Origin of the sequence: Neobacillus drentensis, from assembly GCF_036965425.1 — a bacterium.
Lineage (GTDB): Bacteria > Bacillota > Bacilli > Bacillales > Cytobacillaceae > Neobacillus > Neobacillus drentensis_F.
This window is the reverse complement of the sequence record NZ_JBALPP010000013.1, coordinates 17,405-28,562: the sequence shown is the minus strand read 5'-3', so window position 1 is coordinate 28,562 and position 11,158 is coordinate 17,405. Positions and strand designations below refer to the sequence as shown.

The 11,158-nt window shown below is 39.7% G+C and carries 9 protein-coding genes (1 of these 9 only partly in view); 7 read left to right on the top strand and 2 right to left on the bottom strand.

Annotated elements, in window-relative coordinates:
* Positions 1-121: 121 nt before the first annotated feature.
* The 5 genes from argC to V7161_RS03325 all read left to right on the top strand — a co-directional run bounded on the left by argC (position 122) and on the right by V7161_RS03325 (position 6,623).
* On the top strand, positions 122-1,156 hold the full coding sequence (gene argC, locus V7161_RS03345; RefSeq protein ID WP_335442267.1) for an N-acetyl-gamma-glutamyl-phosphate reductase: 1,035 nt from the start codon (positions 122-124) through the stop codon (positions 1,154-1,156).
* 68 nt (positions 1,157-1,224) lie between these two features.
* Positions 1,225-2,454, top strand: a complete 1,230-nt coding sequence (gene argJ / locus V7161_RS03340) for a bifunctional ornithine acetyltransferase/N-acetylglutamate synthase (RefSeq protein ID WP_335442266.1) — start codon at positions 1,225-1,227, stop codon at positions 2,452-2,454.
* A gap of 17 nt (positions 2,455-2,471) precedes the next feature.
* Positions 2,472-3,245 carry an acetylglutamate kinase gene (gene argB, locus V7161_RS03335; RefSeq protein ID WP_335442265.1) on the top strand — a complete coding sequence of 258 codons (774 nt, stop codon included), beginning with the start codon at positions 2,472-2,474 and terminating at the stop codon, positions 3,243-3,245.
* On the top strand, positions 3,242-4,420 hold the full coding sequence (locus tag V7161_RS03330) for an acetylornithine transaminase (protein WP_335442264.1): 1,179 nt from the start codon (positions 3,242-3,244) through the stop codon (positions 4,418-4,420). The genes argB and V7161_RS03330 overlap by 4 nt, the downstream gene beginning before the upstream one ends.
* Positions 4,421-4,790: 370 nt before the next feature.
* Positions 4,791-6,623: a hypothetical protein gene (locus V7161_RS03325; protein ID WP_335442263.1), complete on the top strand. Its 1,833-nt coding sequence runs from the start codon at positions 4,791-4,793 to the stop codon at positions 6,621-6,623.
* 181 nt (positions 6,624-6,804) lie between these two features.
* On the opposite strand, the gene V7161_RS03320 is transcribed toward V7161_RS03325, so the two are convergent.
* The gene (locus V7161_RS03320) at positions 6,805-7,440 is read right to left on the bottom strand and encodes a DapH/DapD/GlmU-related protein (RefSeq protein WP_335442262.1); all 636 of its coding nucleotides are present in this window, start codon (positions 7,438-7,440) and stop codon (positions 6,805-6,807) included.
* Positions 7,441-7,470: 30 nt separating this feature from the next.
* Positions 7,471-8,775, bottom strand: a complete 1,305-nt coding sequence (locus tag V7161_RS03315; RefSeq protein WP_335442261.1) for an alkaline phosphatase — start codon at positions 8,773-8,775, stop codon at positions 7,471-7,473.
* 273 nt (positions 8,776-9,048) lie between these two features.
* On the opposite strand from V7161_RS03315, the gene V7161_RS03310 reads away from it, so the two are divergent.
* The gene (locus tag V7161_RS03310) at positions 9,049-10,191 is read left to right on the top strand and encodes a glycosyltransferase family 4 protein (RefSeq protein ID WP_335442260.1); all 1,143 of its coding nucleotides are present in this window, start codon (positions 9,049-9,051) and stop codon (positions 10,189-10,191) included.
* Positions 10,192-10,241: 50 nt separating this feature from the next.
* Positions 10,242-11,158, top strand: partial view of a metal-dependent hydrolase gene (locus V7161_RS03305; RefSeq protein ID WP_335442259.1) — the 5' portion only. Its footprint extends 67 nt past the window's final position; the window shows 917 of its 984 coding nt (coding positions 1-917); its start codon is at positions 10,242-10,244; the stop codon falls past the right edge of the window.

Sequence of the window (11,158 nt, the reverse complement as noted above, 5' to 3'; positions counted from 1 at the left end):
CGAATCTGACCACTTTATCGGCGAATTTTCGATTTTATCGGCGAATCCGAACACTTTATCGGCGAATCCAAAAGGCAACCATCTTTTAAAACAGTTTTTGACCTATTCGGGGAGGATCGTAATGAAAGTATCTATAATCGGCACTACTGGATATGGCGGAGGTGAACTTTTTCGTATATTACATCATCATCCGGTATTTACTATTCAATCTGTTCATACCACAAGGAATGAGATTCCATTAATCGAAGAGTTTCCTCACCTAAACGGAATTACAAACCTAACACTTGAGCATATCGATGTGGAAAAAATCGCGAAGCATTCAGATATCGTTTTTATCGCCGCTCCATCAGGAGTATCTAGTAAGCTTGTTCCTGCCTTCTTTAGGACTGGCGTTCAAGTGATTGATTTATCTGGTGATCTGCGGCTAATCGATGGTGAAGAATATCGGAAATGGTATAAGCACGAACCGGTTGAAAGCAGTTTTTTGGAAAAAGCTGTTTATGGGTTGAGTGAATGGAATAAAGAAAAAATTATCAATGCGGAATTAATCGCTAATCCCGGCTGTTACCCTACGGCGACGTTACTGGGTCTTGCACCAGTGGTAAATGAGCGACTAATTGATCCGGATATGATCATCATTGATGCAAAATCCGGAGCTTCCGGAGCTGGAAGATCGGTATCTAAAAGCCTGCTATTCTCTGAAATCAATGAAAATTTCCGAATTTATAAGGTAAACGAGCATCAGCATATTCCTGAGATAGAGCAGCAATTGAACCGATGGAGTAATGGAATCTCACCTATTACTTTTAACACCCATTTGCTGCCGATCACAAGAGGAATCATGGCTACAATCTATGTCCAGCTTAAAGAAAATTTGCATACTGATAGACTCATTGAATTATATAAGGAACAGTATTTATGGAGTCCGTTTGTGAGGATCAGGCCAAAAGGCAATTTCCCATCCGTTAAGGAAGTAGCAGGATCGAATTTTTGTGATATTGGGTTGCAAGTTGACGAAAGAACTGGAAGATTAACGATCGTTTCTGTCATCGATAATCTTATGAAAGGTGCTGCCGGCCAGGCAGTTCAAAATGCCAATTTAATGAGTGGATTAAATGAAAAAACGGGATTAGAGTTTGTACCTGTGTATCCTTAAGGGGCCCGGAAATTTTAATGTAAAAGCATAACCTTTAACTTCAACTTATACAAAATGGAGGATTTGGAATGCAAACACTGTTACAGGATAAAATAGTTGAAATTGAGAATGGGAATATATTGTCAACACAAGGCTTTACAGCAGCAGGAGTCCATGCCGGCCTCCGTTTTGCTAAAAAGGACTTAGGGGTTATTATTAGTGAAATTCCGGCTTCAGCTGCAGCAGTTTATACCACAAATCAATTCCAAGCCGCTCCTTTAATAGTAACTCGAGAAAGCATTGAGAGTGAAGGTCTCTTACAGGCTATTGTTGTAAACAGTGCCTGTGCCAATGCTTGTACTGGAGTAAGAGGTTACAAGGATGCATTAAAAATGCGCTCCTTAACATCTGAAAAGTTCAACTTGAAAGAAATGTATGTGGCAGTTGCTTCGACAGGTGTCATTGGTCAGTTCTTGGATATGGATAAAATCGAAAACGGCATTCAATTATTATCACCTGGCATTGAAAGCAGTGATGCCATTGACTTTCAAACTGCTATTCTCACAACCGATATTGTGAGAAAAAGCTGCGGCTACTCAAGCACCATTGATGGCAAAACCATTACAATTGGCGGAGCGGCCAAAGGCTCGGGTATGATTCATCCGAATATGGCTACCATGCTTGGTTTCTTAACGACCGATGCCGCGATCTCGCCTGAGCATTTATCGACAGCCTTAAAACAGGTAACCAACCATACATTTAACCAAATTACAGTGGACGGAGATACGTCTACCAACGATATGGTTCTCGTAATGGCGAATGGGCTGGCAGAGAATGATCCGTTAACTCCTGAGCATCCTGAATGGGAGACATTTGTTGAGCTTTTAACAAAGACTTGTGAAAATTTAGCCAAGCAAATTGCCACGGATGGTGAGGGAGCTACAAAGTTAGTGGAGGTTGAGGTTTTTGGGGCAAGGGATCCTGAGGAAGCAAGATTTATTGCAAAACAAATTGTTGGGTCAAATTTAGTCAAAACAGCCATATTTGGAGGAGATGCCAACTGGGGACGCATCATTGGCGCAATTGGGCAGACTAATGCGGCGATTAACCCTTATACAGTCGATATTGCCATCGGCCCGATCCAGATGCTGGAAAATAGTGTACCATGTGTGTTTTCAGAGGACAAAGCTCGCGATTATTTGAATCAGCCATTTATTAAGATTTTGGTTGATCTGCATGTGGGGAAAGGTACCGGCAAAGCCTGGGGCTGTGACCTATCCTATGACTATGTCAAAATCAATGCAAGCTATCGGACTTAAGGATTGGTGAATTAGGGATGAGATATATTGTTATCAAATGCGGCGGCAGTGTGTTAGACGAGTTGACATCCTCTTTTTTCACAAGTCTTTCCAAATTGGAGGATCTTGGCTATAAACTGGTGTTTGTCCATGGCGGCGGCCCTGATATTAATGAAATGCTCGAATTAATGAATGTGAAACCACAATTTGTCCATGGACTTCGCAGAACAGATGAGCAAACACTAAAAATTGCTGAGATGATTCTATCGGGTCAGACAAATAGAAAGCTCGTTTCCAAGCTTCAGCAGCACCAGTTCTCTGCAATTGGAATCAATGGAAGCGATGGGAAATGTTTGCAAGCTGATTATATAAATCGGGAAGAGCTTGGGCATGTTGGCGAAATTATTAAAGTGAATACACAAATCTTTCATCTTGCCATGAATGGAAGCTACATTCCAGTCGTTACCCCAATCGGCATTACGGAGGACGGCCAAAAACTAAACATTAATGCCGATTATGCAGCAGCAGAGGTGGCAAAGGCCCTTCATGCAGAACAATGCCTATTTGTTACCAATGTGGATGGAGTATTCATTGAGGGTTCTTTAGCGAGCAGACTTTCGAAAGAAGAGGTCAACACCTATATTGCAAAGGGTGAAATTAGCGGCGGGATGATTCCGAAAGTTCAATCAGCGCTTAATGCTGTAGAAAAAGGCGTTGAAAGCGTCATGATCGTATCAGGTAAAAAAGCATTTTTTGAAAATGGCAAATGGAACGGTACGAGAATTTTTCAAAAGGAGCCGATTACAATATGAGTCACTTATTCCCTACCTATTCACGCTGGGAGATTGAACCTGAAATTACCGGCGGCAGTATGATGATAGATAAAAATGGACAAATTTATCTTGATTTCACTTCAGGGATAGGTGTCTGTAATCTTGGACACCGCCCAAAAAATGTTGAAGATGCCGTACTTAAGCAGCTCAATCAATATTGGCACGTTTCGAATTTATTTCAAAGCAGCACCCAAGAGACAGCCGCAAAAATGCTTGCTGAAGCTTCTGGGCTGGATCGCGTTTTCTTTGCCAATAGTGGTGCTGAAGCAAACGAGGCCGCCATTAAGCTGGCACGTAAAGCTACGGGTAAATCAAAAATTATCACTTTTAAACATTCTTTTCACGGCCGCACCTTTGCAACCATGTCAGCTACTGGCCAAGAGAAAATAAAGCATGGGTTTGGGCCAATGCTCGAAACATTTGTTTATGTTTCCTATAATGATATCCAAGCCGTTCAAAGAGAAATAGGAAATGATGTTGCCGCAGTTATGATTGAGGCTGTTCAGGGTGAAGGCGGCATTCATGTTGGAAAGAATGATTTTTTACAGGGTGTTGGGCAGCTTTGTAAACAACATGGTGCACTATTAATCATTGATGAAATCCAAACAGGAATTGGCCGAACAGGGAAACCGTTCGCCTTCCAGCACTTTGACCTAGACCCAGATCTCATTACATCAGCGAAAGGATTAGGAAGCGGATTTCCGATCGGCGCTGTAATTGGGAAGGAAAAACTTGCACCATATTTTGGTGCAGGAAGCCACGGCTCGACCTTCGGCGGGAATCCAGTCTCGATAGCAGCAGCTATTGCTACGATGGAGACTATATTTAAAAAGGAATTTTTAGATGAGGTAGTTGATAAAAGTGAGTTTTTCTTTAAGCAGCTGCATAATCTAAAACACTTAAGCACGATCCGGGAGATAAGAGGACTTGGGTTGATGGCCGGAATCGAATGCACAATACCAGTAACGACACTTTTAGCCAAGCTTCGAAATATAGGGCTTATCGCATTGCCAGCTAGCGAGAAGGTCATTCGGTTATTACCACCCCTGACTGTATCAAAAGCACAATTGGAAAATGGAGTTAACATGATTAAAGAAATTCTTGAAAAAGAAACATTCACCCATTATGAAGATGAAAGGTTAGTAAAATATTAATAAGCCCCAAAATTCATATGACCCGAAATATCATTTCGTGGTCCTTTTTTTGCATTAGTGCACGGGGGTTTTCTTATTGCCCCCCTGCCCATCTCCTAAGTGATGGTCAAACAAAAAAAGATTTAATATTTGAAATATCAATTAATATGTGTTAAATTAATCTAATAAAAACTTTAATTTAAAGAATATTCATAATATTAAATAAATTATTTCTCCTTGAAATTTAACTTTCCTCAGTTCACCTGCTAACTTTAGCTGAAAAGTCATCTCTTCTTTGTCTAATCGATGCATTTGTTTTTTCAACCAATAAATATTTCAATATAGCCAATTCGATACTGTAAAGGAAATTTTCTGGAAAGGAAATGGACATATGGGACTTTTTCTGTTTACTTCAGAGAATTCTTTTCAAAAAGCGCTTAAGCAGCTATCGCAAACCTCTACCCTAAATAAGAGTTTATTTCAGCAAGCCGTTCTCAGTGAAGCTGCTGCCCTTCTCACAGAACCGATGGGAATAGCCAAGATGTATAAATATGCGCATCTCTTTGATGAAGCTGGGCTGTTTGCCGGAAAGCCATGGGAGAATGTCCGCAAGCTCAATCCCGTTCTTGTTAGAGGCACCCTCCATGCCGGTGGAAATGCTTCAGCAGCCGAGACATTAAGCGAACTTAGAATTCTCGCCATTGCCAGAGGTGACTATGTGCATCCAGAAATGTCGGCGCAAGAAGCAACTGAATTTTTAACGAAGGTTATGGCTTTAAACTTGGATCTGCTGTTAATGAAAGAAACTGAAGAAAATCGAGTCATGCAGCTTCACAAGGATCAACAAGCGTCAGAAATTTTAAGATTTATCTCAGACCACTGTTTTTCGCCGCATGTTTTTCAAAGCCTTTATCAGGAAATCGATAATCTTGCCGTCCAAAGACCCATTGTTACAAACAAAATCCTGAAATTGATTGCCAGCGCAAAAAGATTAGCCAGCTCCATTGATAAAGCAGATTCAAGCCTATTTCATTACCAAAATGCCGTATATTCTCCCGCGGATTTGGCGGCAGCATCTACTATTAAAAATTATGAAAAAAAACTGAAAGCCTGTAATGATTTATTACTAATCCGGGAAGCCAGCCAGCTCCGGGCTTCCATGAACCAAACCGGGCTTGTTTCTCCGTTCCACGCGTTATTTTTAACCTATATAAATAAAGAAAAAACCGATTTGCTTCAGAGTATACTGTGTGTGGACGACACATCCAGGGAAAACCTGCGTTTGAATCTGCCAATTATTTCTTCTCTCATTCACTCTGCCATTACAATCAAAACAAGAAGAAGCATTTATGGTTTATTACGCCTTCTACAGAGAGATATATTTACGAGTGAATTCATCAGTGAAATCGAAAGGCTTTTACAAGTGCCTCTTCATGATAAGATTAAAAGCACACTTACAGCCGTTCATAAAATAACAGATAAAGATAGTCTTCGTTCCCTCCTACTTTCGGAAGTGATAAGCATATTAGGGCAGCCGCTGGGGATTGGTCAAGGGTTTAACCCGACATGTCAATCGACTAGAGCCCTCAGCTATTGGTCACAAAAAGAGCCTGTCATGCTGCTCACAATGTTTAATGATTTTCTGGAAAACGGAAAAATCACCATTAATTTCGAGGGAAGAATCATATCTTCCGATACACTCCCGCACATTTATCTGAGTGATCAGGACAATATTGATACTGTATCTTTACTCTTAATTCCACACCTTGATTCTATCTATTTTGAGATGTTAAAGGCTGCCCAAGGACGCGAGTCTGATCCCCATAAATGGATTAATCCCTCTTTTCATTTAAAAGGGACATGGACAGAGTTTTCAGATGCATTCAGTGACCTAGATTTTAAAACCAAATTCCGCCAACACTATCACCCGTCAAACAATCCAAACGTCAATGATGGCCTCCCTCAGCCAGCCGGTATTACTATTTACAACCAATCTGGGCAAGCGCTTGGAGCTCATGCAATACTTATTCAAAGAGTGGAGTCAGACGCAGAGGGCTGTATTCGCGTTTATTTTTACAACCCGAATAATGACAGTCTTCAAGTGTGGGCAAATTCCATTAGAACAAGCGTTACCGGTAATGGTGAATATGAAGGTGAATCATCCCTTCCATTTGATGACTTCCTGCACTGCTTATATGCTTTTCATTTTCCAAAGCAGGATTGATGGATTTTAATAATAATCGAGCATCTTCTGTTAGAGAAGATGCTTATTTCTGTTTTAAAAGCGCAGTTTAGACTCTATGCTGTTTTGTGTTGAAAATACCCTGTAAGTCAAAATAAATATGAAATTATTAAAACGGTCTACCCTTCTAGGGTACACCGTATGTTTACATATGATAAATCTCTTATTTTCCATATTTATCAAGAAAAGTTTCCAAATCATTCAAATCATAAAAGAGTTTTTCCATCATATCCCTCGGCCAATTCCACCAGGCGATTTGCTGCAATTTATCTGCGATCTCTCTGGAGAACCGTTCCTTTATCGGTTTTGCGGGAACCCCGCCAACAATAGTATAAGGCTCGACATCTTTTGTAACCACTGCTCCTGCAGCAATGACGGCGCCTGTTCCGACCTTGACACCTTTCATGATAATTGCCCCATGACCAATCCAAACATCATGGCCGATTTTTACACGATTTAATCGGCGCCGGTCAAAAATTTCCTCATCATCTGTCTTTGCAAATCCATAAGAGATGCGGCGATAGGTCATGTGGTGCTGGGTTACACGTTCAATTGGATGATGGACGGGATTTATACAGACATGGGAAGCTATCGAGCAAAACTTTCCAATTTCCGCGTAGTAGATGGTTACATCATCCATTGTATAGGTATAATCACCAATTTTAGATTCAATGATAATATTACTCGGGCCAATGGATGTCCAATCTCCCGCATAGCTATTTGTGATATGACTTGTTAAGTGGACCGAAGGCTCAGGTGACAGTTTCTTCTCCTTAAAAGGCTGGTGAATAAAATTCATTTTAATCCATCTCCTTTTATTAGCTTTCTATTAATCAATAATCTGAAAAAGAATCTTTGCAATTTCACTATTTTCCATTCTGCCGCTAAACAAATGTCTATTTAGACCATATGCATAAATGGGAACATCCTCTCCCGTATGCCCTTTCGTTGTCCAGCCCGTGCTGGAATAGTGATTGATAATGTTAATCAGTGCCTGCTTTGTATCCTCCACTTCCAACTCCAACGTTGTTTGGATGGTTTTCAAGTCCTCTTCATGTAGTGTAAAGTGCATATGATGCTTTAAAGTCTCCATATCTTTTGTTTCATGCAATCGTATGGCAATCACGAAGGGGGTGGAGGTAATCGATTTTATTACACTTGGATTCCACTTATAGTTATCATTACGATCGATGCTCATCCCTCCGGTTGAGTGATCGGCCGTCGCAATAACAATTGTATCTTCCCGATTTACCGCAAACTGTATTGCTTCTTTAAAAGCGGCCTCAAAGTCTTTAACTTCACTCATTGCCCCTACAATATCATTGTCATGACCTGCCCAATCAATTTGACTCCCTTCTACTAAAAGAAAGAAACCATTGCGATTTTGCTTCAAGCGTTCAAGGGCGGCTTTTGTCATTTGAGCAAGGGATGGGACAGTCAGACCGCGGTCAATCTGTTTTGGCAGTTCAATAGGAGCGAATAAGCCCAGCAGCTGCTCATTTTTGTTCATAACAAGATCTTGTAAAGTTGTGACATAACTAAAATTATTTCTAACAAACTCTTCTATTAAATTCCGGTCTTTTCGATTGAAATAAGAAGTGCCTCCTCCTAGCATCACATCAATTTTCTGTTTGCCTTCTATTCGTTCATCAAGATAGTCATCGGCAATTTGATCATATTGATCTCTCGATTCGATGTGCGAGGCACAGGCTGCCAATGTTGCGTGATTAATCTGGCTCGTTCCCACGAGACCAGTAGATTTGCCGCGAAATTTAGCATATTCTAAGATCGTTGGTACGGTTTGTTTATCAATGTTTAAACCGAGAGCTCCATTATAGGTTTTATACCCTGTCGATAAAGCAGTACCAGCTGCTGCCGAATCCGTGATATTACTTTCAGTATCTAATGAGTAAGTGGATTGAGAGCCAACAAAGAATTGGTCAAATATAGTGGGGTTCATTAATCCTTGTTGAGAATCATGATTAAAATAACGCAGTCCGGTGGTATAAGAAAAACCCATTCCATCGCCGATGAGGAAGATTACATTTTTTACTTTTTGGGTTCCGATATATTTCACAAAAGGACTAAATGGATTTAAACCAAAATCATGCTGCTGAGCGGTGGAATTTAACAAAATAAACAACACCTTTCATGTATGAATTTAACTTTCCTTTTCAAAGAAACTAACGAAATTTTGGATGACACTCCTTTTATAACATGAAAAAAAGTAAAACAATTATGTAATACAATAGTTTTACAAAAAAACAAAAGATTCTTAACATTACGGTTGTTCTATTAATGAACCAAATCTTTACAATAAATTAACAGTATCTCAAGAAGAATAACTACATTTATCTAATACAATTAAGGGAGAATTTATCATTTGGGAGTTTAGGGGGAGTATGTTATGAGAATTGCCATTTTCACTGATACCTTCCATCCAGACATCAATGGGGTTGCGCGGACGCTGAAACATTTTACCAACTACTTAGATGAACAAAACATTACTTACAAAGTCTTTGCACCGGATTCTCGTTCAAACGAATATATTTCTGCTAATATTCGCCGCTTTAAAAGCTTCTCTTTTTTCTTATATCCGGAGTGCCGTCTCGCATTTCCCAACCTCTTTCGCATCAAAACTGAATTAGAAGATTTTTCACCCGATATCATCCATGTTGCTACACCATTTAACATGGGACTTTGCGGTGTCTACCTTGCCAAAAAACTCAATATTCCACTTGTCGGTTCCTACCACACCGACTTTGATTATTACTTACGATTCTATGACCTTCAATTTCTTTCAAAATTCGTTTGGAAATACATGAAATGGTTCCATAAACCCTTTAAAAAATTATTCGTCCCTTCTAATGAAACGTTAACGCAGCTAAAACGTCATGGATTTACAAAATTAGAAATTTGGCCAGGCGGTGTGGATTGCCAGCTTTTTCACCCTTATTACGAAAAACAGACTATTCGTGAGGAATGGGGAATCACAAAAAAGTATCTTCTTACCTATGTAGGCCGAATAGCACCAGAAAAAGATGTGAAAACACTTCTAGCTGTTGCTAAAGCTCTGCCAACAGAGATGCATGAACAACTTCAATGGTACGTTGTCGGAGATGGTCCACTTAGGGAAGAACTTCAAAAAGATGCACCTTCTAACATGACATTTACAGGATTTTTAACAGGAGAACGATTAGCGGAAATCTACTCGGCATCAGACTTATTTGTATTTCCTTCTCCTACTGAAACCTTTGGAAATGTCGTCATTGAAGCACTGGCAAGTGGTACACCCGTTATTACCGCCAATTCCGGTGGTGTAAAAAATATTATTAAGTCAGGGGTAACAGGCTATTTGTGTGAAACGGGCAATGAAGCGGAGTTTGTTAACGCCATTTTGAAGCTATTAGAAAATGATAATCTGCGAAGTCAATTTGGGATAGAGGGAAGAAATTATGCACTGGCACAAAGCTGGGAGAAGATCTTTGCTCAATTAATTTGGCATTATAGGATCGTTGTCGAGGAACCTAAGATACCAAAATACGCTTAATTATTAATTTGAGAAGGTGTAACCAATTAACAAACTTAGGGAGTGATCGAGTGGATACGTTTTCTCATATTGTGATGGGCTTAGGTATTGGTGCTCTGGCTCAAATAGACCCTGTAGTTGCCGAAAATCCTCTCTTAACACAAGCAGTCGTTTTAGGTGCAGTTATCGGTTCCAATGCACCGGATTTTGATATTCTCTATCGGTTGAAGGGAAAGGGAAGCTATTTCAGAAATCACAGAGGTCTGTCACATTCACTTCCTGCGATTCCTTTATGGGGCATCATTGTTTCTGGCCTGCTATATCCCTTCTTTGCTGGCACAGGATTTCTCCATTTATTTTTATGGACATTTTTAGCGGTGATTCTCCATGTTCTTTTTGATTTATTCAATGTGCACGGAACGCAAGTTTTGATGCCTTTTTCCCGAAAATGGATTGCCTTTGATGCGATTCCTTTAATGGACCCCTCTATTCTATTGCTCCATTTTCTAGGTTTTTGTTTACTCTTAATTTATCAGTCAGGAATAACCTTCTTGATCATATATGTATTTATTTTTTTATACCTGGCCTTAAGAACTTTTTCAACAGCAGCAGCAAAAAAACATTTACAAGAACACTTTATTAGGGCAGAACGGATCAAGTCAATTCCCTGTTTAGCCCCATTTAAATGGAATATTATCATCGAAACAGATGCGGATTTCTTATTCGGTGTATATTCAGATAATAACCTTGCTATTGAACATACTCTTTCCAAAAAAATCGATTTTCCAGTATTGGTTTCAGATAGTACAAACAACCAGTCTGTTTCGGACTTTCTCTCCGGTACAACATTCGCATATCCATTTGTTGTTGTTAGAAAGAACGGATATTTAGTCTTTTGGAAGGATCTTCGATTTCGAACAAAAAAATTTTTTCCTAACCTTGCTATCATGTTTATTTCCTCTGACTTCAAAATTAAGAATAGCTTTAT

What these genes read in the sequence shown, in the direction of transcription:
- argC (WP_335442267.1), top strand. Translation starts at nt 122, where the DNA reads ATGAAAGTATCTATAATCGGCACTACTGGATATGGCGGAGGTGAACTT.
- argJ (WP_335442266.1), top strand. Translation starts at nt 1,225, where the DNA reads ATGCAAACACTGTTACAGGATAAAATAGTTGAAATTGAGAATGGGAAT.
- argB (WP_335442265.1), top strand. Translation starts at nt 2,472, where the DNA reads ATGAGATATATTGTTATCAAATGCGGCGGCAGTGTGTTAGACGAGTTG.
- V7161_RS03330 (WP_335442264.1), top strand. Translation starts at nt 3,242, where the DNA reads ATGAGTCACTTATTCCCTACCTATTCACGCTGGGAGATTGAACCTGAA.
- V7161_RS03325 (WP_335442263.1), top strand. Translation starts at nt 4,791, where the DNA reads ATGGGACTTTTTCTGTTTACTTCAGAGAATTCTTTTCAAAAAGCGCTT.
- V7161_RS03320 (WP_335442262.1), bottom strand. Translation starts at nt 7,440, where the DNA reads ATGAATTTTATTCACCAGCCTTTTAAGGAGAAGAAACTGTCACCTGAG.
- V7161_RS03310 (WP_335442260.1), top strand. Translation starts at nt 9,049, where the DNA reads ATGAGAATTGCCATTTTCACTGATACCTTCCATCCAGACATCAATGGG.